Source organism: Alteromonas sp. MMG017, from assembly GCF_018100795.1.
Lineage (GTDB): Bacteria > Pseudomonadota > Gammaproteobacteria > Enterobacterales > Alteromonadaceae > Alteromonas.
The window spans coordinates 456,623-479,958 of record NZ_JAGJDY010000002.1 but is presented as its reverse complement, the minus strand read 5'-3'; the positions used below and the strand labels follow the sequence as shown (position 1 = coordinate 479,958).

The following is a 23,336-nucleotide window of genomic DNA, read 5'->3' as shown; positions in this document are numbered from 1 at the left end:
ATGGCTTATAAAAAGCCCGAGTCAGTCCTTGTGGTGCTGTACGATCAGCATCACAAGGTACTATTGCTGCAACGTAATGATGACCCTGAATTTTGGCAGTCGGTCACTGGCGCAATGGAAGACGGTGAACTCCCTATTGAAACCGCGTACCGAGAAGTGGCGGAAGAAACAGGGATTGACGCCAAACAGTTGTCTATTGAAATGTTTAATCACAATAGGCAAAACCAATACGAAATTCGCAGCCGCTGGCTGCATCGATATCCCCCCGGAACACGGTTTAACACCGAACACGTTTTTTCTCTTCAAGTAGACAGTTCCTTGCCGTTGGTGCTTACTGAACATTTACAGTACGAGTGGGTAGATAAAGCACAAGCATTAGCGCGACTTTGGTCGCCTTCAAACAAAGAGGCGGTATCAATGTTTGTACCAAACGTACCTTAATGGTTATACTGGGTATAGATCCAGGTTCTAGGGTTACAGGCTACGGCGTTATTGAGCGTAAGCAAGGTAAACTTGTGTATGTGGCGAGTGGTTGTATTCGCGTAGGAACGGCAGATTTGCCGTCGAGACTTGACAATATCTATACCGGTATTAGCGATATTATTCGTCAGTACAACCCTGCGCAATTTGCTATTGAACAAGTGTTTATGGCAAAAAATCCCGACTCTGCCTTAAAGTTAGGGCAAGCCCGCGGTGCCGCGATTGTGGCAGCCACTCAAGGTGAATTGCCAGTAGCAGAATATTCGGCCAGGCAAATTAAACAGGCAGTAGTAGGCAAGGGTAGTGCAGATAAAACGCAAGTGCAGCACATGGTGAAGCATTTATTGAGTTTAAGTGGTACACCTCAAGCTGACGCTGCTGATGCCCTAGCTGTGGCGCTATGTCATGCCCATACCGAGCAAAGCCTGATTAATATGGCGGGGCAAGCACGCAAAACCGTGCGAGGCCGTTTACGCTAATTGCTTTGCTCGCCTACAAATTGCATGCGTTTTTGTAGCCACTTTTTGTAACCACTTTTTTATAAACAGTAGAACCTTCCTATTTGTTTTATTTCCCTACATTGGGAAAATACCATGTAAGAGAGCAGTCATGATTGGACGTATTCGCGGTACATTGGCCGAAAAGCAGCCCCCAGAAATTTTGGTAGATGCAAACGGGGTAGGCTATGAAATTCACATGCCTATGACGAGCTTCTATCAACTACCTGCTGTGGGTGAAGAAGTCGTTGTGTATACCCATTTTGTAGTGCGAGAAGACGCGCAATTACTGTTCGGGTTTGCCGATAAAATGGAACGAGGCTTGTTCCGTGAACTCATAAAAGCCAATGGGGTTGGTCCTAAACTAGGGCTAACTATATTATCGGGTATGTCTGCAGGTCAGTTTTTGTCTGCAGTTCAAAATGCCGACGTTTCTGCATTAGTGAGCTTGCCGGGCATTGGCAAAAAAACAGCAGAAAGGTTAGTTGTTGAGTTAAAAGACAGGTTAGCGAAATTTGGCAAAGTACAAAGTATCGCTATTCCACCGCCAAGTGGCGACTTACTGAATACCAATACCTTGGTGGAAGTAAACGACACACGTGAAGATGCCCAGAGTGCGCTGGTGGCACTAGGTTATAAGCCAGCTCAGGCAAGCAAACTTATCGATAGTGTGTATAAAGAAGGCATGGAAAGCGAGTCGCTTATTCGTGAAGCTTTAAAAGCTGCCATTTGAACCTTGTTAATTTAAGGCTGAAATTAAGCTGAAGCCAAAATTTGCCAAGAACGATAGACCTACGTTGCCGATTTACTTTAAAGCAGAGCCCTAATGATAGAAGCTGATAGACTGATTACGCCCGATGCGAGTACCGAAGATGAAGTTATCGACCGTGCTATTCGCCCTAAAATGCTTGATGATTATACAGGCCAGCCTCATGTGTGTGAGCAGATGGAAATCTTCATTCAGGCTGCTAGAAAGCGTGACGATGCCCTCGATCACTTACTCATATTTGGTCCGCCAGGGCTAGGGAAAACTACGCTAGCAAATATTGTGGCGAACGAGATGGATGTAAGTATTAAAACCACCTCAGGCCCGGTACTTGAGAAAGCTGGAGACCTAGCTGCACTGCTTACCAACCTTGAGCGTAACGATGTTCTTTTTATTGATGAAATCCATCGTTTAAGCCCTGTTGTAGAAGAAATTCTGTATCCGGCCATGGAAGACTATCAATTAGACATCATGATAGGCGAAGGGCCAGCAGCCCGTTCTATTAAGCTAGACTTGCCACCTTTCACCTTAGTCGGGGCTACAACCCGTGCAGGTTCGCTTACATCGCCATTGAGAGACCGTTTTGGCATAGTTCAACGTCTAGAGTTTTATTCGGTTAAAGATCTCACCACCATTGTCGCTCGTAGTGCGAGTTACTTGAATTTAGATATGAGCCCAGAAGGGGCACAAGAAATTGCACGTCGCTCTAGAGGTACACCGCGTATTGCCAACAGGCTATTAAGACGAGTTCGAGATTACGCAGAAATTAAATCTGATGGTACGGTTGGCGTTGAAACCGCTGCAAAGGCATTGGATATGCTAGATGTAGATAAAGAAGGCTTCGATTATATGGATCGGAAATTGCTTTGTGCCATCATAGAGAAATTTGATGGTGGCCCAGTAGGGCTAGACAATTTGGCAGCAGCAATTGGTGAAGAGAAAGAAACCATTGAAGATGTGATTGAACCCTTTCTCATTCAGCAAGGTTTCTTACAGCGCACGCCGCGTGGACGAATAGTGTCGCAACGAGCGTATCTTCATTTTGGCTTTACCCCTTCAGTTTAGAAGCTAAGTGTTTTTTTGCATGAGCAAACTTATGTTCGCTCATGCTGAGTTTACTTTATTCACTACTTCCCATCACTTTCCTTCAGGCAAAAAAAAGCCCGCTCAATGAACGGGCCAAAACAACAAGTGTTAAAGGAAATAAATCCAGGGAACTCATGTCTAACAGGAGAAAAACTCTTGCATAACCGTGTGATACACCATTACGCTCTGTAGGACTGATGCTGCGTATTATAGGCTTAGTTTGATTTCTTACAATTGAGTAAAATTGTTTTTTAGCCTTAGAAAAACTAATGTGTTGCTATGGTGTTAATGGTTTATCATTTAATCATTAAATCCTTCTAAAAGTGCGGCATGCAAGGTAGGGTTTTTAAATTGTGAAAGAAGATTATGCAATGGATAATCAAGGTTAACGATTAATTTTATTGACGGTGAAAGAATATTTATGCATTTACATCAGGTAAGAGTGTATTACGAAGATACTGATGCGGGAGGTATTGTTTATTATGCCAACTACCTCAAGTTTATGGAGAGGGCAAGAACTGAGTGGCTTAGAGCCCTTGGCTTCGAACAAGATATATTAATGGAACAATCGGTGGCTTTTGTCGTCAAACGCGTTGAAATGCATAACTATGCGCCTGCTCGATTCAATGACCTGTTGAGTATTGAAACGCAGGTTGTAGAATTGAAAGGGGCGAGTATGACGTTTCATCAAACCATTAAAAATATACAAGATGTAACTTTAGTATCTGCTGATATTCAAGTTGCTTGTGTCAGTCTAGATACTATGAAGCCTAGACGACTACCACGTACACTGTTAGGGGAAATAACGCGTGTCATCTGATCTTACTTTTATCGGCCTATTTTTGCAGGCCAGCTTTATTGTTCAACTTGTTATGTTGCTTTTGCTAGGCGTATCAATTGCGTCTTGGACATTTATTTTCCAGCGTAGTAAAGCGCTTTCAAGTGCACGAGAAGAGATGCGTCAATTTGAAGACAAGTTTTGGTCGGGCGCTGATTTAAATCGACTTTATCAAGAGCTTTCTGCTCGCCCTAACTTATCAGGTATTGGCACTATTTTTTGTGCTGGCTTCAAAGAGTTTGTCCGCTTACGCAAATCAAATACCGGTACCAATGCCATTGTAGACGGTACTTATCGTTCAATGCGCGTAACTATGTCTCGCCAAGTGGAAGAATTAGAAAGTCGTCTCCCGTTTTTAGCAACAGCCGGTTCTATTAGCCCGTATATCGGCCTATTTGGTACGGTTTGGGGGATCATGAACGCCTTTATCGCATTAGGTGAAGTACAACAAGCTACGCTAGCCATGGTTGCACCAGGTATTGCTGAAGCCCTTATCGCAACGGCAATTGGTTTATTTGCGGCCATTCCTGCGGTTATTGCGTATAACCGTTTTAGTCACCAAGTTGAAAAGCTTGAAAACAGCTACGGTAACTTTATGGAAGAGTTTTCTGCGATTCTTCACCGTCAGGCGGTATCTGGACAAGCGCAGCAACCGCAAGCATAAATGCGAATATAGATGCGAGCTTAGCTCACTGGTGAGAGAGGAATAATTATGTATGTAAGAAAACGCCGTAGGCCGGTTTCTGAAATTAACGTAGTGCCCTACATCGATGTGATGTTGGTGCTACTGATTATCTTTATGGTAACGGCTCCGCTTATTTCGCAAGGGGTTAAAGTCGATTTACCTAAAGCGAGTGCGAACCCTATCGAACAAGAAGATAATCCACCTATTATTGCGTCAGTAGACGTTAAAGGCCGCTACTTTCTTAATGTTGGAGACGACCAAGAGTCGCCACTGGCGCAAGAAGACTTAGCAGCCCTAGTACAAGCTCAGCTACAAAAAGATCCTAATACCCCAGTGGTAGTAAAAGGAGATGGGCAAGTTGCTTATAATGAAGTCATTCAACTTATGGTGTTATTGCAAGGCGCAGGTGTGCCTTCTGTAGGTTTAATGACAGATCCTGTTGAGCCAGAGTAGGTTTATTGATGACTGCAAGTTCTGTTGGCATTTATAAATCTATCGCACTGCACGTAGGTGTAGCTGCAGTGTTGCTAATTAGCGTCAGCTTTTCACCTTCTCCCTTGCCCACAATGGCCACAAATGCGCCGGTTATTGAAGCTACCTTTATTGATGCGCAAGCCATCGCGGATACTAAGCGAGAACAAGCGCAAGCAGAAGCGCAGGCACGAGAGGTAGAAGCGCAAAGAAAGAAGAAGGAAGCGCAGGCTGCTGCAGCAAAGCGTAAAAGGGCAGCAGAGGCTAAGCAAGCTAGAGAGAAGAAGCAAGCTGAAGAAGCGGAATTCAAACGTCAAAAAGAGCTCGAGCAGTTAGCAGCGCAAAAGGAACAAGAACGTAAAGAGCGTGAAGCTAAAGCGAAAGCAGATGCAGAGCGTAAGAAAAAAGAAGCCGCTGAAAATGCTGAGATGGAGAGAATTATGCAAGAGCAACTTGCGCAAGAGCAAGCGGCACAGCAACAGCGAAGACGTGCACAAGTTCTGACTGAAGTAGAGCGCTATACCGCGTTAATTCAGCAAACCATAAAACGGAACTTGTACGACGATGACAGCTTCAAAGGTAAGGTATGTAGATTGAATATCAAATTGGCTACCACAGGTTATGTGACTAGCATACGTATCTTAGGCGGGCATGATGCCTTGTGCAGAGCCGCTGAAAGTGCCGTACGCCGTGCAGAAGAGCTGCCGGTATCGGATGCGGCCGACGTCTATGAGCAATTAAAAGATATTAACTTAAAAGTGGAACTGTAGTGCAATGAAAAAAACAGGTTTATGGATAGCCGCCATCGCGATGGTATTTAGTGCCAAGGTGTTCGCTACGTTAGAAATTGTGATCACCGAAGGTATAAACAGCGCTCGACCTATAGGCGTAGTACCGTTTAAGTGGAAGGGTACAGGTGCGCTGCCTGGCGATATTTCTGAAGTCATCATGGCTGACCTAATGCGCAGTGGTAAATTTAGCCCTGTTGCGACAAGTAAAATGCCACAGATGCCTGAAACTGCTGATGAGGTTAACTACGCTGCGTGGGCGTCACTTGGCGTAGATACTGTTTTGGTAGGTAGTATTAAACCTGAAGGCGCGGATAAATATTTAGTCTCTTACCAATTGGTCGATGTATTAAAGGGCCAGTTAGATGGGGGACAGTCACAAGTATTAAAAAATGGTGAGTTAGTCGTGAGTAACGAACACGTTATTGCGGCGCGCCAGTCTATTATTAGCCCTAGAGATTTCAGACAATATGCACATCGCATTAGTGATGTAGTGTACGAGAAATTGACAGGTGTACGCGGTGCATTCTTAACACGTATTGCTTATGTTATTGTACGTGACAGAGATGCGTACGAAAAACCATACCAGCTAGTCATTGCTGACTATGACGGCGAAAACGAGACGCGTTTGTTGTCTTCACCAGAGCCATTAATGTCTCCAGTTTGGTCGCCAGACGGAGAAAAGCTAGCTTATGTGAGTTTTGAAAATCGTAGACCTCAAATATTTATACAAGATATTTACACGAGTAAACGTACAACGGTTACCGATTTCCCTGGAATTAACGGAAGTCCTGCGTTTTCACCAGATGGCAAGCAACTTGCAATGGTTTTGTCGAAAGATGGGAACCCAGAGATCTATGTAATGGATCTTGCGACGAAAAATTTGACCAGAGTAACGCGCAACCGTGCTATTGATACAGAGCCTTCATGGCTACCTGACGGTAGTGGTTTAATTTTTAGCTCTGAACGGGGTGGTAAACCCCAGATATATAGCGTAAATTTAAATTCTAGAAAGGTAAGACGCGTTACTTTTGTAGGCGAACAGAACTTGGGTGCAACATTAACGCCCGACGGTAAGCAGATGGTAGTGGTTAATCAAACCAATGGAAACTACCATATTGCTAAACAGGCATTAGACGGTGGTTCTCCTCAGGTCCTAACAAGAACCTTTCTGGATGAGTCTCCCAGTGTAGCGCCGAACGGTAGTATGATTATTTATAGTACCCTTCATGAAGGGACACAAGTACTTTCACTTGTTTCACTTGATGGGCGCTTTAAAGCCAGATTGCCGGCAGCCGATGGGCAAGTGAAATCGCCAAGTTGGTCACCATTTTTGTTCTAACAATTGAAATATCAAACAATAACATTTAAGGATTAGTAGGATGCAAATGAATAAATTAATGAAGAGCTTCATTATCGCCTTGCCAGTGGTGACCATGATGGCCTGTTCGTCTGGCCCTAGCGAAGAAGAGCTAGCCGCTGAACGTAACCGTCTTGCACAAGAACAAGCACAAGCAGAGCAAGATGCTCGTCAAGCTGAAGCACAGCGCGTAGAAGCAGAAGCTGCTCAACGCATGAAGCGCTCAGAAGAAATGGTTCAACAAGAAATGGAAGCGTTGAAAAACGAACAAACCGTTTACTTCGATTTTGACCGCGCTAGCATCAAACCAGAATTCCAACGTTTACTCGATAAACACGCTGCATTTTTGGTGAAAAACCCAAGCATGAAAGTGACTATTGAAGGTCACACTGATAGCCGTGGTACGCCAGAGTATAACATTGCACTTGGTGAGCGCCGTGCACAGTCTGTTGAAACTTACCTAATGAACGCTGGTGTAAGCAGCAGCCAAATTATGGTTGTTTCATACGGTGAAGAAAAATCTGCGGTAATGGGTTCAACTGAATATGCATTCGCGCAAAATCGTCGCGGAGTGGTTGTTTACCGATAATGGCTTTTACAGCAATTAAATCTATTAAAGCAGGCGTCACTTTGTGTGCCGCCTTTGCTATTTCAAGTTCGGCCTTTGCACAGGCGCCAGTGGTTGATGCCAATGGCGGCAGTAACCTTGAACAGCGAATTGCTGTTTTAGAGCGTATTGTTAAAAGCCGAACTGAAATGCAGCACCGCTTACAAACCCAATTGGACAACATGCAAAGTGAAGTTGACCAGTTGCGAGGGTCTGTTGAAGTGAACACCAACGAGCTGGAAAAGGTGCTAGAACGTCAACGTGAACTGTACCTAGAGATAGATAAGCGTGTTGAGGCACTTAAACAAGGCGGTTTAGCTAACGCTGGTGGCGCTGGCGCCTCGCTAAGTAATTCTGCAGGGGTTACCCCCTCTACAGGCTCATCATCCCCACAAGAGGGTGAGGACGAAGCGTACGACAGTGCTGTTAATCTTATTTTGAAATCTCGTGAGTACGATAAAGCAATTCCTGCTTTTCAGTCGTTCATACAACGGTTTCCAAATAGCGAATATGCGCCAAATGCGCACTACTGGCTTGGTCAGCTGTTGTTTAACAAACAGCAATGGGATGACGCTATCGAGCAATTTAATATCGTATCTAACCGTTTCTCTGATTCAGTGAAACGTCCAGATGCATTATTAAAGTTAGGTGTCATTGCCGAACGTACCGGCGACAGTAGCGGGGCTCGAAATTTCTTTCAGCAAGTAATAAGTGAATACCCTAATTCTTCTGCAAAGCGATTAGCGGAATCTAGATTAAATAATCTATAATGAAAAAACCTCTCGTAACGAGAGGTTTTTTTTCGCCCTTTTGAAATTTTTTACCTCTGTTGTACTGAACCAGTCACAATATTTATGAGTATATTTTCAAAGAAATTCCAAAAAACACGCATTTTTTTAGACTTAATTCGGTAGTAATTTTTCGGTCAAAAAAAGTTTAATGCAGGTTTTGTGGTAGGAATTATGCGCGATTTGTGTTGATTTTGAGCGGTTGAATGCTTTTTACTACAAAAATCAAAATAAAAACGCCTTTTGGGTTGCGTCAGAAAAAAATCTGAGTATTATATGCCGCCGTTGCCAAGACACAGGCAACAACAGGAAAGATTGGGTCGTTAGCTCAGCTGGTAGAGCAGTTGACTTTTAATCAATTGGTCGCTGGTTCGAATCCAGCACGACCCACCAATTCTTCTCCTGGCTCCAAATGACGGGTCGTTAGCTCAGCTGGTAGAGCAGTTGACTTTTAATCAATTGGTCGCTGGTTCGAATCCAGCACGACCCACCATCATTTGAAAGCGAAGTACAATCAAGCTAATACCAACAGCTTGTTTGCTCACCGCTTCACATTGTGAATGTGTGAGTAGTAAATGTGTTATTTGATGGGTCGTTAGCTCAGCTGGTAGAGCAGTTGACTTTTAATCAATTGGTCGCTGGTTCGAATCCAGCACGACCCACCATCATTTCTTATAGTGCTTTCTACCAAGCCTCAAACACAAGAATCGTTATCTTCACAAATCCCTTATACCGATTATCATACTAAGTTAAGCTCGCTACAGCGCGAAATATACAAGTTAAATTCCTCCGCTTTATCAGATTCGTGACGACTAACTAAATCTTAAAAAATTAAATGCCAACTTTAACAAAATCCCAAAAGACTAAATATCAATTCGCGTAATCGCTTTACGGCAAATTCTTTTATCTATAATTCAGATTTTTAGGATGGCATGGTTGAAAATTAGTCAATCACCCTTAACTAAGTAGTATGTATTTTTTATGACAGTCGGGTATAATCCACGGCCTTGTCACAACCGAGATGTAGGTCAATGTCAGTAGCCTTTCGAGTGGAACAGGTAGAGTATCCTTTTCCCGCTAAACCACAGCCATTATCAGATGCCCGAAGAGCGGCGCTTAAAGCTGAGATTAAATCTTTGCTTAAACAGCGAAACGCTGTGCTGGTTGCGCATTATTATACCGATCCTGAAATTCAGGCGTTAGCGGAAGAGACCGGTGGATGTGTGGCTGATTCGTTGGAAATGGCGCGCTTTGGTCGTGATGCAGCAGAACAAACCCTTATTGTGGCGGGCGTTCGCTTCATGGGCGAAACGGCAAAAATACTTAGCCCAGAAAAAACGGTGCTAATGCCTACACTGGAAGCAACCTGTTCACTAGATATCGGTTGTCCTATCGAAGAATTCAGTGCGTTTTGTGATGCACACCCTGATCATACTGTTGTGGTATACGCCAATACCTCTGCCGCGGTTAAAGCTCGCGCCGATTGGGTGGTAACCTCAAGTATTGCGTTAGAGATTGTTGAGCATCTAGATAGCCAAGGCAAAAAAATTACTTGGGGCCCTGACCGTCACTTAGGTTCGTACATTGCCAAACAAACTGGCGCAGAAATGTTGATGTGGCAGGGCGAATGTATTGTTCATGATGAGTTCTCAGCACAGAAGCTGGCTGACATGAAAGCGCTATACCCTAACGCAGCGGTATTGGTTCATCCTGAATCACCCGCCAGTGTGGTAGACATGGCAGACGCAGTAGGCTCAACCAGCCAGCTAATTAAAGCGTCGCAAACCATGAATAATGACACCTTCATTGTGGCGACCGATAAAGGCATTTTTTATAAAATGCAGCAACTCACGCCAAACAAAACGTTTATTGAAGCACCTACAGGTGGAAACGGGGCGACGTGTAAGAGCTGTGCCCATTGCCCGTGGATGGCCATGAACGGCCTTGAGGCGATAAAAGCTTCTTTAGGGGTAACGTATGAAGGCCATGAGATATTCGTTGACGACAGCCTGCGTGAGGGTGCTTTAATCCCACTCGACCGAATGCTCAATTTTTCGGAAGAATTGAAAGCAAAAGGCGGGCTATAACGTTTAATAAGGTAAAGGCGAGTAATAAATCAGCAGTTAGCGTGTTTTTTTACGCAACGTCTTGATAAAGGCACTCGCTTTACCTACTATACGCGCGCTCAAGGTTAATTGTTCGCCGCATAAGGTTTATAGCGTGCACACTTACTAATCGCCTTAGCAGTAATTCGCTGTTTGCATTCATTACAGATAGCACAAGATTTGGAGAGGTGGCTGAGTGGCTGAAGGCGCACGCCTGGAAAGTGTGTTTAGGGTTAAACCTAACGAGGGTTCGAATCCCTCTCTCTCCGCCAAATAAACAAAAAGCCCCTACGGTTTTCGTAGGGGCTTTTTTATTGTCTTGAATCTACCAGGATTTGGTGTTGCCCTTTCAAGTTTGACGTTTTTGTGAGCAAAAAAACGCACTTCTTTCGCAACCCACAGGCGAGCAACGTGAGGGGCTTTGAATTGATGCATCAATAAAAACGGCTTATTGGCCCCTCGATTTTCTAACCATTTTAACCATAAATCAGTTACAACATCTGGAGAATGCCCATTGTATTGCGTTTCGTTTTCAGGCCAAGGCTCGGGGCCTCTTGTTCTAAACTCAGCGTCAAAGTATGTGCCTTGAGACTCAAGTACTAGATAGTAATCAAATACACCTGGTTCTGCTTTTGAATGCCGCTTTCCAATGATGGATGTCTCTTAGCCCGCCTCTTTCATTAATCGCGGTAAGTGCTGCTGGGATATAGCGATTTTCCCCCTGAGATCGAGTACGCCTTTCGTTTGACTGTACTGACCGGTTAATATCGTTGCACGGCTCGGTGTGCAAATCGGATTAGTAATGAATATGTTGGTAAAGGTCATGCCTTCATTTGCCAAGGCACTTAGATTGGGAGTGGGGTTAAGTTCAGTTCAGTTCAGTTCAGTTCAGTTCAGCTAAGCGCTCCTGATATACGACTACAGCGTGACTCACATGATCATCCGTCATGATGTATAGAATATTGTATTGCTGGGTTTCGTTGCTTGTACTGGAAGCGCTCGAAGTCGACGGGATAGTGGAAGAAGACTCCGCCGATACACATCACACGAGCGCAAAAACAGTTGCCAAAATGAGTAGCACTTTTTTATTTTAACGTCATGGTGCTACCTCAAATAAATTGTATTTGGCAATGTAAAATCAAATATAAAAAGTATCAATTGGCTATGTGACTTGTTTTCCCGTTTGGTAAGAAAGATACCTCGTTTCAGTTGGTTATTTTTTGAGTTAACCTATCGACATCCACTCAAAAGGCTCTAAAATTGATATATGCTTTTTGAAATTTTGTATTTGAAAAGAAAGAACAACGCCATTCTGCTTGCAAGGGCAAACTAAACGAATAAGGTTTTAAATATGGAAGCGACATCATCGAAGAAGTACTCAGCGCCAGCCCTAGAAAAGGGATTAGATATTCTCGAGCTATTATCCAAAGACGCCACCCCTCTGAGTACTTCCACCATAGCGGAGAAGCTGGGTCGTTCAAATGCAGAAATTTACCGAATGATTTTAGTATTGGAACAACGAGGATATATTGAAAAAAGTGAGGATATCGACGGATATCAAGTCACTCGTCGATTGTTGCAGTTGGGTACTGAGCACGAGCCAATCAAAGATATTCTAGAATATGCGCAACCTATCATGCGTTCTCTGGCAGAAAAAACCAGTATGTCTTGTCATATTGCAGTGGAATCACAAGAACAGATTGTGGTTATTTCTCGGGTAGAAACACCAAGTAACTTGTCGTACTCGGTGAGAGTAGGCTATCGCCGTCCCATCGTTTTTGCCGCATCCGGGCGAATTTTGTTTGTTAATCAGTCGGCCGAGAAGAAAGAGTCAATGATTAACTTACTTAAAAAGCACCACAGTGAAGATGAAGTTAAGCAATTTATGGCGGATTGCAAAAAGGTCTCTAAGCAAGGCTATTTGAAAGCCCCTAGTGCATTTGTGCAAGGAGTGACTGATTTGTCTTACCCAATCATTGATTCAGACCACGCCGTCGCTACGCTCACAATCCCTTATATCATGCGCATTCCTGAAATCATGGGCATTGATGATGTACTTAAAGAGTTAAAAGTGGCAGCTGAAGAAATTTCTAAAGCGGTCACTTATGGGATTGTACGGAAACTTTAGGTCTCATCAGTTTACATTAACATTTTGAGCGATTGCGCTACGCTTTCGCTCTGTTATTCCTGCTCCTTGTACTTCTATCTATATCTCTCTTTCTACCTGTCTTCTTTTAGATTTCCTGTTTGATGACGTTGGTTTTTTACGTGGTGGATATCTCCAGTGGTGATCTGAGGTTATGCGCCCTTATACCAATTCCATTAAATAATTGCCCTCTTAGAATTCATCCAGCGGGTTTTGAACAAGACGTCGGTGTGCAGTAATGGTTTATCCCTTTCAAATACCGAGAACGCAGTGCAAAACCCGTTGGGGAATTCCCTTCGGGCGAATTTTAAAAGGACTTATTCTGTGTTGCTCAAACTTGAAAGAGCACCACTATTACTTCGTTTAAGCGCCTTGATTAAGTTCTTTTAAATATTCGCTGAGTGGTTAATTAATTAATGGAATTGGTATTAGAGAATAACAGTAGTGCTGAGTGACGGTAATCACACTCGTAGTTTGATTTGCTGTTGCGTTATTGGCAGGCTGCTGGATTTTCATCCCGTTGCGCTCTAATCCGGGTACTCGCTATCACGAAGCGCAATTATATTAGCGTGGTGAAGCGAGAGCTTAGAAACGGACTCACAGGCGTTCCCCCCCTTTTCGTTATTTTAGTACTTTATGTGCATCTACGCGCTTAGAAGGGGTGATATTATTTTATGTATCCAAATGTTTATTTATAGGTAAATGTATTATGTTTCTTTATATAACGGGGGGTACCATTATTTTGGTATGTTTTAAGTCATATTAAAGCCAAAGTTTTGAGACATTTTGCAGCGTTTCTATGGCACTCAACCTACTATTATACAGTTGCAGAAGTGATGTTTTAAGGTTGGTTGAATACATTAAATATAAATAAATATATTCATATACAAAAATAAAGTTAGAAATTTATATCCTAAGTGTTATGATTTTCACATGATTAAGTGAACCAGAAGACCGTTTAGGATCCCCTTTGATGAAAACTATCGTATGTATTGAGCCCGGTATTTTAGAAAAACGAGATGTCGAAAAACCATCACCTAGCGCAGGCGAAGTGCTAGTTAAGATTAAATCTATTGGTATTTGCGGTACTGATATTCACGCCTACGCAGGGAACCAACCTTTTTTTGAATACCCCCGAGTTTTAGGTCACGAATTGTCAGGTACAATTGTTAGCCTTGGTGAGGGCGTTGAGCTCCCAGTGGGCTCATCGGTTTACATCATTCCTTATTTGCATTGCGGAGACTGCATTGCGTGCAACAATGGCAAGCCGAACTGCTGCACTAATATTGAAGTATTAGGAGTACACCGAGATGGTGGCATGTGTGAGTACCTAAGTGTGCCAGCGTCAGCAGTCGTGATATCTGATGGACTTTCATTTAACGACATGGCAATAATCGAATGTCTCGCTATTGGTGCTCATGCCGTTAGGCGAGCAAAGCTGACCAAAGATGACACTGTTTTGGTTCAAGGTGCAGGGCCTATAGGATTAAGTACTGCACAGTTTGCGAAAGTAGCGGGCGCGAAAGTCTTTGTCTCAGATATCAAAAAAGACAAACTTACTTTCTGTAAAGAAGAATATAACTTAGACGCAGTGGTGGATGCATCAGGTGATGTGAATGCGCAATTAGCCGCACTGACCAACGGCCAATATCCAACTGTGATAATGGATTGCACTGGTAATGTGAACGCTATGCAGTCGACATTCACTAACTTAGCCCATGGCGGAAAAATCGTATTTATAAGTGTTATTAAAAAAGACATTTGCTTTAATGATCCTGAGTTTCATAAGCGTGAAACGACCTTATTAGGTAGTAGAAACGCAACGTTAGAGGATTTTGAATTGGTCGTTAACTGTTTGAAAGAGGGTTCAGTAGTAAGTCGGTCTTTAGTAACCCATACGGGGAAATTTAGTGAAGTGTTGGATACGTTCGAAAGCTGGACAAAGCCAGAAACCGGTGTGATTAAAGCCGTGGTAGAAATGGACTAATAATGATGATTGATGCACACCAACATTTTTGGGCGTACAACCCTGAAGAGTTTGATTGGATCGGCGAAGATGAGCGTGTTTTAAAGCGCGATTATTTTCCTCCGGCACTAGAAGCAGAGACTGGGGCCAATGGGATTGATGGCACTGTTGTTGTTCAAGCTCGTCAATCTATTGAGGAAACGCAGTGGTTGCTATCTCTCGCTCAACAGTTTCCGCTTATCAAGGGCATTGTTGGTTGGGTTGACTTAATGAGCCCGAACTTAGAGCAACAGCTTTTAAGTTGGCAAAACGAGCAGGTGCTGAAAGGGTTTCGGCATGTGCTTCAAGGTGAGCCCGATCCGAACTTTATGCTACAACCTCGTTTCGTCGAAGGTTTGAAATTGTTGCATCAATTTGACTATGCCTATGACCTACTAATTTTCGCCACTCAGTTACCCCAAGCGCGTCAGCTTTTAGATACATTACCCCAGCATAGGATCGTTATTGATCATATCGCCAAACCTGATATTGCTTCAGGTGAAGGTTTCGCCCAGTGGAAAGCGCATATGCAGGCCATTGCTGAACACCAAAATGTGTATTGTAAGATTTCCGGTATGGTCACAGAGGCTAACCATAAAGACTGGCAAGAAGCTGATTTCATCCCCTATATGGACGTGGTGTTTTCCGCCTTTGGCCCTGAGAGAGTGATGTTCGGCTCAGACTGGCCTGTTTGCCAACTCGCAGCAACGTACACGGAAGTCATACAGATCGTTGAACGATACGTCACCCGTCTTTACCCAGAATTTTCGCAGCATGTATTTGGCTTAAATGCCGAACGATTCTACCGATTGTAGTGAGGTTATTATGAATTATAGGCAATTAGGCAAGACAGATCTTAAGCTATCACAAGTCAGTTACGGTGCGTCACCGCTAGGCAGTGTCTTTAGAAATATCAGCGAGCAAGAAGGCATAAAAACAGTCCACACCGCGTTAGACTTAGGGATAAATTACCTTGATGTATCACCTTATTACGGTGACACAGTAGCGGAAACGGTACTGGGTAAAGCATTAAAAGGTATTCCTCGAGAACAGTATATTTTGTCGACTAAAGCAGGGCGTTACGGGGCGGATTTTGCTGATTTTGATTTTTCTGCGAAGCGAATTGAAGCAAGCCTTGATGAAAGCTGTTCCCGCTTAGGCGTTAACGAAGTCGATATCTTGTTTTTACATGATATTGAGTTTGCTGATATGCGCCAAGTGCTGCAAGAGAGTATTCCTTGTCTATTAGCCCTCAAGAAGGCAGGTAAAATACGTTACGCAGGGGTGACCGGATATCCATTAAAGGTATTTAGTGAAGTCATCAGTCAATATGAGATTGATTGTATTTTGACCTACTGTCGCTATGCCTTGTACGACAACTCATTGGCAGAGATTATCCCAAAATTAGATGAAGCGTCGGTTGGTATTATTAACGCCTCACCTACAGGTATGGGGTTGCTGACCGAGCGGGGCGCGCCTCAGTGGCACCCTGGAAGTGAGCAGCTCAAACAAGCGAGTCTAAAAGCGGTCAGTCTTTGTCAGTCTAAAGGAATAGACATCACTGCCTTGGCTTTGCAATTTGCTATTGACCACCCATCTATTGCCTCTACTTTGGTTGGCACCGCGAACCCCGCGAATATCGTAAAAAATGTGGAATGGGCTTCATCTCAACCGGATGCATCTTTAGTGAGTGAAATTCAACAGATTTTTGCCAATGTTCCATGCACATGGCAATCAGGCTATGTGCAAAATCAAGACAAATAAAAGACCATAAGATTAGGGCCGGCATCACAACGTCAGCTAGCCCTTTATCAACTCGATTTATGCAACTTGCCCTTGTAAAAAGAGCTAACAAGCAGGGAATAAGAACTCGACAGGCAGAAGGGCGGGGTTATCACAAAGATGCTGAGTAGTGTCGCTACGTCAGCCCTTGTGAATAATATACTGTTTTAACCTTTCAGTTTTGAGCCTTTGAGTTCAAAAACCCTTAGTTTTAACGGATAGCCTTTCAAATGTCGGTTTTATAAGGTAACGCCATTTTTCCATATGGCCATTTCGCGGTTTTCATTTTCTTCATTTCTGGTTTTTTGCCCCGATGCCACGGCTAGAATACAGTCAAAGAGTGCATCGGCGCATTGGTCTATATCAATATTCTCATCCAATATTTTGCCCGCATTAAAATCAATCCAGTGTTTCTTGCGTAGGGCTAAATCTGAATTAGAAGCGATTTTGATTGTAGGCACGGGAAACCCAAGAGGGGTCCCTCGTCCGGTGGTAAACAGCACGATATTTGCTCCTGCTGCTGCCAACGCAGTGGAAGACACTGCATCGTTCCCCGGGCTCTGTAATAGCGTCATACCTTGGCCTGTGGATGCACGCTGACCATAATCTATCACTTCATTGATGATGGCTTTTCCGCCTTTTTGGATTGCCCCAAGAGACTTTTCTTCTAAGGTGGTCAAGCCGCCAGCTTTATTGCCTGGTGATGGGTTTTCATAGATAGGCTGTTTTTGGGCAATAAAATACTGTTTAAAATCGTCAACCAATTTTACGATGTTGTTGAAGGTTGCCTTGTTGTTCGCTCTGTTTAGCAATACTTGCTCGGCGCCGAACATTTCCGGTGTTTCTGTGAGTATGACTCTGCCACCAAAGCGGGTTAATTTATCTGATACTCTGCCCACGATGGCATTGGCGGTTAGTCCGCTAAAACCGTCTGAACCACCACATTTCATGCCCAAGGTTAAAGACGAAACAGGTACCTCCTCTCGCTGATCCTCAGCCATCACATCTAACAGCTCTTTCACCAGCCCTAAGCCAACTTGCACTTCATCTTCGACTTCTTGCGAATTGAAATAGCGTAAGCGACTAGGGTCGATATTAGGTGTTGAACGGATCAGTGCATCAAGTTGATTATTTTCACAGCCTAAGCCAATAACGAGCACCCCACCTGCATTCGGGTTTTGCATTAAACTGGCGAGTATATTTCGCGTATTATTTAAATCGTCACCCAACTGGGAACACCCAAAAGGATGGGTGTTGGCAATGAAGTCATCCGCTCGGGATGAAAATTGTGTTTTCGCTAGTTCTGCAATGCGGTTTGCTGCCTGGTTGACACAACCAACTGTGTTGATTATCCATACTTCGTTTCTCACCCCCACGTGACCAGATTGACGCTTATAACCTTTAAATGTGGGGACGGCGGTTATCGTCTGGGTGGGTGTTAGCGGGGGGGCATAATGATAGGTTTCTGAACCATCCAGATCTGTCACCAGATTATGACTATGAATGTGCGCGCCTTTATTTACAGTTTGTGTAGTACTGCCAATCTTATAACCATATTTGACCACAGCTTCACCCTCCGCGAAGTCGCGCATCGCAATTTTGTGCCCGGCGTTGATATTATCCTGCAATGTTAGCTTTGTATCACTGTAACTGACTTGCTGACCGTCAAATAGGTCTTTAAGGGCTATTAGAACATTATCTTGTTCATGTACTTGAAGCACAGCACGCTGCCCTTTATCGGCATTCTCTAAGAGATCTTTATTGATTACTTCCTGCATATCTCACCTCGAAATATATTTTTATATAAAATACACTATTTATATGTGAAAAATCTACTGAATTGATGTAGGTTTAAATTTAATCATGGTTTTCGAGTATAGATGTGTCGACATAATAAGAATTTAAGTTTAAAGTAATTGAAATGTAAATTTCAGTTGAATCAATTGTTGCATAAATTGTTTACATATAAAAAAAGAATACTACTAATAAAATTAAGGGGGATGGAATGTCAAGCGGGATGGAGCAGACAGCCGAAGCGGTATCAATACAGAAAAATCAGGGGAGCAAGCCCCAAATATTAGAAGCAAAATACATTGTCCCATTCTTGCTGGTTGCCTCGCTATTTCCGTTATGGGGTTTTGCAAATGACGTGACTAACCCGTTAGTGAAAGCGTTCAAAGATATTTTTATGATTTCTAATGCGCAAAGTAGTTTAGTGCAATTTGCCTTCTACTTGGGCTATGGAGTGATGGCAATACCTGCGGCAATTTTCATTCGTCGATTCTCATATAAATCCGGTATTTTGCTTGGTCTAGGGCTATACGCTATTGGCGCAAGTCTTTTTGTACCCGCATCAATATACATGGAGTTTTCTTACTTTTTAGCTGCATTGTGGATCTTAACCTGCGGTTTAGCGTTACTAGAAACAACGGCCAATCCTTACGTGTTGTCTATGGGGCATCCCGATACATCGACTCAACGTTTAAATTTGGCTCAAGCGTTTAATCCCATAGGCTCACTCTCAGGTATGTTCGTCGCCAGTAGCTATATTCTTAGCGAATTACGGGTTGAAGCCTTTAGAGAGCAAGAAAAAGTAGCTCACCCAGAATATGCGCAAATGCTGCCATCAGTAGTAGACGGCAAATTAACCAATGCACTATATGACTTTGCGCTAAACAACCCGGTAGAGCATCAGACGATGCAGGCGGCTGATCTCATCACTGTTCGCGGTCCGTATGTGGCTATTGCGGTCGTGGTAGCGATTATGTTCTTTGTATTTCTGTTAAGTAAACTGCCTAAAACCATGGCACAAGCGACGCCCTTGACCACCTCTGAATTAAAGAACACATTTCAACGCTTGTTTGCCAACAAATGTTATTTAGAGGGCGTCATCGCTCAAGCGTTCTATGTCGGGGCACAAATCATGTGCTGGACGTTCGTTATTCATTACGGCATGACATCAGTAGGGCTAAGTGCCTCTGAAGCGCAAAGCTATAACATGGTGGCCATGGGAATATTTTTAGCTAGCCGTTTTATATGTACATTTTTACTCGGTTTCTTTAGGCCGGGGCAGCTGTTGATGTTACTTGCTTTAGGTGGGTTTATTTTGTCTCTAGGGACTATCTTCGTCGGAGGGTACACAGGGTTGTACTGTTTAATAGCTACCTCAGCGTGTATGTCATTAATGTTCCCAACCATTTATGGTATCGCGCTCAAAGGAATGGGCGAAGATGCTAGCCTAGCGTCGGCTGGTTTAGTAATGGCAATCGTCGGTGGGGCGCTTATGCCCCCCATGCAAGGCTCTATGATTGATGGAGCGTCGCTTATCGACGGTATCCCCTCGGTGCAAACGTCATTCGTGCTGCCCCTCATTTGCTTTGCAGTGATATGTCTGTATGGATATCGCGCTCACTATAAATATGGTCGATAAACCAAAAGCATATATGAATACGTTAGCGCAGTTGTGCAGTATAGCGCGCTGTGCTCAACAGCTGCTTGCTTGACGTGAGTGCTGTGAACGTTTAATAGCTACAGCATTGGCAGTTGAAATAGACACTCGTATACACCGCGCATTAAATATGAGAATCTTAATTTATATGTAATTTTTCTTTTTGTGAGATTTGGCGTTGAATTTAATGTTTATTTTAACGCTAGTTTTCTAAGCTAGGTTATCAATTCAATTGTGAACTGATGATATGCTTAGCGATAGATATGTGTACAAAGATAAATACGAAAAGACGAGATTAAGGATGTAAAAGCCCGTGTTACCCATCCCACAGAACATTACTATTATAGGGTTAAACGTTCACGGTTTACTCACAGCATTAATGCTGCGTAAAGCCTATAACCCAGCTGTCACCAAGATTACCTTAATGGGGCAGATAGAAGATAATCAGCCCCCTAAAGTAATGTTAGCTGGGAATGCGCTTAATACACTGTTGGCGCACTTTGGTCAGTCAGAAACAAATTGGATGCAGCAAACGAAAGCGACTTTCAAATTGAGTAACCGTTATGTAGGCTTTAGCGAGACACCTTTTAGCGTGGCCAATACCTCCGAAGTTGATATCTTGCACCAACCACTGATGCTTGAGCTGACAAAATTAAAACGCCAACATTATCAGCTCGATTTAACCTTAGATGATTTCTTTTTCAGCACAGCGCTAGCAAAAAGGAATTTGTCCCCAAAGGCACAAGACTTTCCGTTTGAAACTCATTACCAATATCAAGTTGATACCAATAGGCTGCTTATTTTACTGCAGCAAATAGCGGCCACAAACAGTATTGATATAGTGCAAAAACCACTGGAAACCCTACAGTTCGACCAGCAAGGAAGGTTGAAACATGTAGAATGCGAAGGCCAGATACTAAGTGGAGATTACTTTTTCGATTGCACTGGCAACGCCAAGATGCTGATCGGAAACATGCCTGAGTTTCGCGAGGAGCCCTTGCCTGAAGTAAGAATAAACGATCGAGTGTTAACCTTTACCGCGTCGGCTGGATCCTGCGCCAGTGAGGTGATAACGACGGCGTTAGACTGCGGCTTTGTGCAACAGTACTCCCTACGAGGCTCAGTACATTTTCAGTATCATTACAGCAGCAAATTCATTCAAGATGAGCAAGCGTTACAAGTGCTTGGGCGACACATGTCTCAGCAAGGGTATGACAATGTGTTACAGCGCAATCTTAGTGCGAACCAGGCATGCTTAGTCTTTCAGCCGTGGAGCAAAAACTGTATTGCAATAGGCCCAGCTTGCGGCTTAACCCAAGGAACAGAAGATCATGAACTTGCTCATACATTCGCGATGCTTGAGCGTTTTGTTTCAAGTATTCAAAGTCCAGATGACGTGTCGGCGGTCGTGCAAGATTATAATGACAGAATTAAAAGTCGCTTTATATACATTCACTCGTTCCACAGCACGCTGCTACTGTTAAACGCCAGACGAAATTCGCCTTATTGGCAAACGCCTCAAAATCCTAACGCACTTACTCCCATAGGTAAAATGCTGTTCAGCCAATGGTTAAATGGTCAAGATCTTGAAGTGGAGCCTATTTGGGACATCAATGGAGCCAATGCTTGGTACGCTCTATTTTCTGGCTTGGGGCACTACCCTAAAGATGATACTAAGCCCCATCCCCAAGCTTCGAGTATCCAAGATAATATTCAAGACATGGGTAGAAAGTTAAACGGTTGTTGCTTAAATTTCGAATCACACGAAAGCCAATTAGATGAAGGTCAATGCCATGCGAACGTCACTGCCGTTTAAAAAAATAATTATTATTGGCGGTGGAACCGCAGGGTGGATGAGTGCTTGTTACTTAGCCAAAATGTGGCAGCAGTATGACGTAGAGATAAAGATCATTGAATCTGATGCCATAGGAACCATAGGCGTGGGGGAGGGAACGACCCCTTCGATTAAAGGCTTCTTTGAGCAACTCGGCATTGCCGCCAAAGAATGGATGCCGGCGTGTAATGCTACGTATAAAACAGGCATTCGATTCGTGAATTGGTCGTCTGACCCAAACTACAAAAGTTACTTCCACCCGTTTTATTCGCAGTTAGATGAATACTTTCAACATGAGTTTTTTCAAAACATTCACTTGAAGCATCGTGGATTTGATGTGCATGCTCACCCAGACCAATACCTACTAGCCAGTGAATTAGCGACCCAGCGCAAAGCGCCCATTGAGCCTGAACATTATCCATTTGATATGGCCTATGCTTACCATTTTGACGCAACGTTATTGGCTCAGTTTCTAAAGAAAAAGGCCCTGGAGTGGAACGTGACGCATCAGGTGGCAACCATCAGCGAGGTAAAGCAGAAGAATGATGGCAGCGTGGCTAGTGTCGCAACTGCATCAGGAGAAGAGTTCGAAGCTGATTTTTTTGTGGATTGTTCTGGTTTCCGTTCACTGCTTTTAGGCAAGACCTTAAACGTACCCTACCAAAGTTTTGCCGACAGTTTGTTGAATGACTCAGCGGTGACCATAGTAACCGACAGTGAAGACACGACACCTTCGATGACCCTTTCTACCGCTCTTTCGTCAGGTTGGGCGTGGCGCATACCCCTGACCAATCGTTTTGGTAACGGCTACGTGTTTAGTAGTCGTTTTCAGTCTCCAAAAGAGGCTGAAGAAGAATTCAGGCAGCATTTAGGGCTGCCTGAAGGCACGCAGTTTAACCATCTAAAAATGCGCGTTGGGCACTTCGCCAAAGGTTGGGATAAAAACGTGTTAGCCGTGGGGTTGTCTCAAGGTTTTATAGAGCCGTTAGAGGCAACCGCACTGCACTTTGCCACCCAATCGGTCGTGGATTTCGTCAGCGCAATCGACAACAGCACGGACCACGAGGGTTGTTCCAATCAAGCTGCCTATAACAATAAGTTAATGGATAGGTTTAGCTGCGTTCGTGATTATATTGAATTGCACTACTTAGCGAATAGCCGCAACGACACTGCCTACTGGAAAGCCGCACGTAGTCATACACCATCGCCGCGATTACAACGCATATTAAAAACGTGGCACCAAGGTCAGAGTGTGCCGCGGGTATTAGATGAGGAATCAGTGAGTTTGCAACTTTTCGGCCATGAATCATGGTTGTGTTTACTTGCGGGAAAAGGCGTATTTCCTAAAAGCGAACAGCCCCTACAGGCGTTGCCCGCACCAATGCGTATTGATATGCAAAAAATTAAACACTTTGTTGAAACTAGTGCAAAGCATTACCCACCGCATGACGTCGCCCTAGCTGAGTTAAAACAACGCTAACACTGGTGCGCATTTGTGGCAAAACTGCACCCGTAATTTATGCACCCATCCGGTAAAAGACATGATGCTGTTATTTCTCGTCGCAACGATTGTACTTTCTCTTATCTAGCTTGATTAGGATGTAACGAACAATATGTTGCAGGTTTATTTGTGACGCTTTTTTGTGAGGT

The 23,336-nt window shown here is 43.7% G+C and carries 21 protein-coding genes and 4 tRNA genes; 23 read left to right on the top strand and 2 right to left on the bottom strand.

Features of this window, described 5'->3' with window-relative positions; translation table 11 throughout:
- From nudB to J8L84_RS04370, 16 genes are all read left to right on the top strand, one after another.
- Positions 1–441, top strand: a complete 441-nt coding sequence (nudB, locus tag J8L84_RS04445; protein WP_211069629.1) for a dihydroneopterin triphosphate diphosphatase — start codon at positions 1–3, stop codon at positions 439–441.
- Entirely contained in the window at positions 441–959 is a 519-nt protein-coding gene (gene ruvC, locus J8L84_RS04440) for a crossover junction endodeoxyribonuclease RuvC (protein WP_211069628.1), read from the top strand. Before nudB ends, ruvC begins: the two co-directional genes overlap by 1 nt.
- Before the next feature lie 130 nt (positions 960–1,089).
- Positions 1,090–1,710 carry a Holliday junction branch migration protein RuvA gene (gene ruvA, locus J8L84_RS04435; protein ID WP_013784875.1) on the top strand — a complete coding sequence of 207 codons (621 nt, stop codon included), beginning with the start codon at positions 1,090–1,092 and terminating at the stop codon, positions 1,708–1,710.
- Positions 1,711–1,803: 93 nt separating this feature from the next.
- Positions 1,804–2,808, top strand: a complete 1,005-nt coding sequence (gene ruvB, locus J8L84_RS04430) for a Holliday junction branch migration DNA helicase RuvB (RefSeq protein ID WP_057792964.1) — start codon at positions 1,804–1,806, stop codon at positions 2,806–2,808.
- A 442-nt stretch (positions 2,809–3,250) separates the two neighbouring features.
- Positions 3,251–3,649, top strand: coding sequence for a tol-pal system-associated acyl-CoA thioesterase (gene ybgC / locus J8L84_RS04425; protein WP_211069627.1), 399 nt, complete (start codon positions 3,251–3,253; stop codon positions 3,647–3,649).
- A complete protein-coding gene (gene tolQ, locus J8L84_RS04420) occupies positions 3,639–4,331 on the top strand; it encodes a protein TolQ (protein WP_211069626.1) in 693 nt (230 codons plus the stop codon). Before ybgC ends, tolQ begins: the two co-directional genes overlap by 11 nt.
- A gap of 48 nt (positions 4,332–4,379) precedes the next feature.
- Positions 4,380–4,805 (top strand): protein TolR, encoded by a 426-nt coding sequence (tolR, locus tag J8L84_RS04415; RefSeq protein WP_057792958.1) that lies wholly within the window; start codon positions 4,380–4,382, stop codon positions 4,803–4,805.
- Between the two features lie 8 nt (positions 4,806–4,813).
- A complete protein-coding gene (tolA, locus tag J8L84_RS04410) occupies positions 4,814–5,593 on the top strand; it encodes a cell envelope integrity protein TolA (protein ID WP_211069625.1) in 780 nt (259 codons plus the stop codon).
- A 40-nt stretch (positions 5,594–5,633) separates the two neighbouring features.
- The gene (gene tolB, locus J8L84_RS04405; protein WP_247670577.1) at positions 5,634–6,953 is read left to right on the top strand and encodes a Tol-Pal system beta propeller repeat protein TolB; all 1,320 of its coding nucleotides are present in this window, start codon (positions 5,634–5,636) and stop codon (positions 6,951–6,953) included.
- Positions 6,954–6,993: 40 nt separating this feature from the next.
- On the top strand, positions 6,994–7,560 hold the full coding sequence (gene pal / locus J8L84_RS04400; protein ID WP_057792951.1) for a peptidoglycan-associated lipoprotein Pal: 567 nt from the start codon (positions 6,994–6,996) through the stop codon (positions 7,558–7,560).
- Positions 7,560–8,348 (top strand): tol-pal system protein YbgF, encoded by a 789-nt coding sequence (gene ybgF / locus J8L84_RS04395; RefSeq protein WP_057792949.1) that lies wholly within the window; start codon positions 7,560–7,562, stop codon positions 8,346–8,348. The genes pal and ybgF overlap by 1 nt, the downstream gene beginning before the upstream one ends.
- Positions 8,349–8,683: 335 nt before the next feature.
- A tRNA-Lys gene (locus J8L84_RS04390) sits at positions 8,684–8,759 on the top strand.
- A gap of 24 nt (positions 8,760–8,783) precedes the next feature.
- Positions 8,784–8,859: transfer RNA gene (locus J8L84_RS04385), tRNA-Lys, on the top strand.
- Positions 8,860–8,955: 96 nt separating this feature from the next.
- Positions 8,956–9,031: transfer RNA gene (locus J8L84_RS04380), tRNA-Lys, on the top strand.
- A gap of 366 nt (positions 9,032–9,397) precedes the next feature.
- Positions 9,398–10,453 carry a quinolinate synthase NadA gene (gene nadA / locus J8L84_RS04375; RefSeq protein WP_211069623.1) on the top strand — a complete coding sequence of 352 codons (1,056 nt, stop codon included), beginning with the start codon at positions 9,398–9,400 and terminating at the stop codon, positions 10,451–10,453.
- A 200-nt stretch (positions 10,454–10,653) separates the two neighbouring features.
- Positions 10,654–10,743: transfer RNA gene (locus tag J8L84_RS04370), tRNA-Ser, on the top strand.
- Between the two features lie 391 nt (positions 10,744–11,134).
- Here the strand turns inward: J8L84_RS04370 and J8L84_RS20380 are convergent.
- Positions 11,135–11,296 carry a sulfatase-like hydrolase/transferase gene (locus J8L84_RS20380; protein WP_247670556.1) on the bottom strand — a complete coding sequence of 54 codons (162 nt, stop codon included), beginning with the start codon at positions 11,294–11,296 and terminating at the stop codon, positions 11,135–11,137.
- Between the two features lie 526 nt (positions 11,297–11,822).
- Here J8L84_RS20380 and J8L84_RS04360 point away from each other — a divergent pair.
- From J8L84_RS04360 to J8L84_RS04345, 4 genes are all read left to right on the top strand, one after another.
- On the top strand, positions 11,823–12,599 hold the full coding sequence (locus J8L84_RS04360; RefSeq protein WP_211069622.1) for an IclR family transcriptional regulator: 777 nt from the start codon (positions 11,823–11,825) through the stop codon (positions 12,597–12,599).
- A 991-nt stretch (positions 12,600–13,590) separates the two neighbouring features.
- Entirely contained in the window at positions 13,591–14,604 is a 1,014-nt protein-coding gene (locus J8L84_RS04355; protein WP_211069621.1) for a zinc-binding alcohol dehydrogenase family protein, read from the top strand.
- A 2-nt stretch (positions 14,605–14,606) separates the two neighbouring features.
- Positions 14,607–15,437: an amidohydrolase family protein gene (locus tag J8L84_RS04350; protein WP_211069620.1), complete on the top strand. Its 831-nt coding sequence runs from the start codon at positions 14,607–14,609 to the stop codon at positions 15,435–15,437.
- A 10-nt stretch (positions 15,438–15,447) separates the two neighbouring features.
- Entirely contained in the window at positions 15,448–16,386 is a 939-nt protein-coding gene (locus J8L84_RS04345; protein ID WP_211069619.1) for an aldo/keto reductase, read from the top strand.
- Between the two features lie 257 nt (positions 16,387–16,643).
- Here the strand turns inward: J8L84_RS04345 and J8L84_RS04340 are convergent, their stop codons facing one another.
- Entirely contained in the window at positions 16,644–18,182 is a 1,539-nt protein-coding gene (locus tag J8L84_RS04340) for an altronate dehydratase family protein (protein ID WP_211069618.1), read from the bottom strand.
- Positions 18,183–18,409: 227 nt separating this feature from the next.
- On the opposite strand from J8L84_RS04340, the gene fucP reads away from it, so the two are divergent.
- The 3 genes from fucP to J8L84_RS04325 all read left to right on the top strand — a co-directional run bounded on the left by fucP (position 18,410) and on the right by J8L84_RS04325 (position 23,166).
- Positions 18,410–19,834 (top strand): L-fucose:H+ symporter permease, encoded by a 1,425-nt coding sequence (gene fucP / locus J8L84_RS04335; RefSeq protein WP_211069617.1) that lies wholly within the window; start codon positions 18,410–18,412, stop codon positions 19,832–19,834.
- A 331-nt stretch (positions 19,835–20,165) separates the two neighbouring features.
- Positions 20,166–21,668 carry a tryptophan 7-halogenase gene (locus J8L84_RS04330; protein ID WP_211069616.1) on the top strand — a complete coding sequence of 501 codons (1,503 nt, stop codon included), beginning with the start codon at positions 20,166–20,168 and terminating at the stop codon, positions 21,666–21,668.
- Positions 21,646–23,166, top strand: a complete 1,521-nt coding sequence (locus tag J8L84_RS04325) for a tryptophan halogenase family protein (protein ID WP_211069615.1) — start codon at positions 21,646–21,648, stop codon at positions 23,164–23,166. The genes J8L84_RS04330 and J8L84_RS04325 overlap by 23 nt, the downstream gene beginning before the upstream one ends.
- Positions 23,167–23,336: the final 170 nt, after the last annotated feature.

Coding starts and splice junctions, on each gene's coding strand:
- J8L84_RS04350 (WP_211069620.1), top strand. CDS start 14,607: ATGATGATTGATGCACACCAACATTTTTGGGCGTACAACCCTGAAGAG.
- ruvB (WP_057792964.1), top strand. CDS start 1,804: ATGATAGAAGCTGATAGACTGATTACGCCCGATGCGAGTACCGAAGAT.
- ruvC (WP_211069628.1), top strand. CDS start 441: ATGGTTATACTGGGTATAGATCCAGGTTCTAGGGTTACAGGCTACGGC.
- pal (WP_057792951.1), top strand. CDS start 6,994: ATGCAAATGAATAAATTAATGAAGAGCTTCATTATCGCCTTGCCAGTG.
- J8L84_RS20380 (WP_247670556.1), bottom strand. CDS start 11,296: ATGACCTTTACCAACATATTCATTACTAATCCGATTTGCACACCGAGC.
- J8L84_RS04360 (WP_211069622.1), top strand. CDS start 11,823: ATGGAAGCGACATCATCGAAGAAGTACTCAGCGCCAGCCCTAGAAAAG.
- tolR (WP_057792958.1), top strand. CDS start 4,380: ATGTATGTAAGAAAACGCCGTAGGCCGGTTTCTGAAATTAACGTAGTG.
- ybgF (WP_057792949.1), top strand. CDS start 7,560: ATGGCTTTTACAGCAATTAAATCTATTAAAGCAGGCGTCACTTTGTGT.
- tolB (WP_247670577.1), top strand. CDS start 5,634: ATGGTATTTAGTGCCAAGGTGTTCGCTACGTTAGAAATTGTGATCACC.
- ybgC (WP_211069627.1), top strand. CDS start 3,251: ATGCATTTACATCAGGTAAGAGTGTATTACGAAGATACTGATGCGGGA.
- J8L84_RS04325 (WP_211069615.1), top strand. CDS start 21,646: ATGCGAACGTCACTGCCGTTTAAAAAAATAATTATTATTGGCGGTGGA.
- nadA (WP_211069623.1), top strand. CDS start 9,398: ATGTCAGTAGCCTTTCGAGTGGAACAGGTAGAGTATCCTTTTCCCGCT.
- ruvA (WP_013784875.1), top strand. CDS start 1,090: ATGATTGGACGTATTCGCGGTACATTGGCCGAAAAGCAGCCCCCAGAA.
- J8L84_RS04355 (WP_211069621.1), top strand. CDS start 13,591: ATGAAAACTATCGTATGTATTGAGCCCGGTATTTTAGAAAAACGAGAT.
- nudB (WP_211069629.1), top strand. CDS start 1: ATGGCTTATAAAAAGCCCGAGTCAGTCCTTGTGGTGCTGTACGATCAG.
- tolA (WP_211069625.1), top strand. CDS start 4,814: ATGACTGCAAGTTCTGTTGGCATTTATAAATCTATCGCACTGCACGTA.
- fucP (WP_211069617.1), top strand. CDS start 18,410: ATGTCAAGCGGGATGGAGCAGACAGCCGAAGCGGTATCAATACAGAAA.
- J8L84_RS04345 (WP_211069619.1), top strand. CDS start 15,448: ATGAATTATAGGCAATTAGGCAAGACAGATCTTAAGCTATCACAAGTC.
- J8L84_RS04340 (WP_211069618.1), bottom strand. CDS start 18,182: ATGCAGGAAGTAATCAATAAAGATCTCTTAGAGAATGCCGATAAAGGG.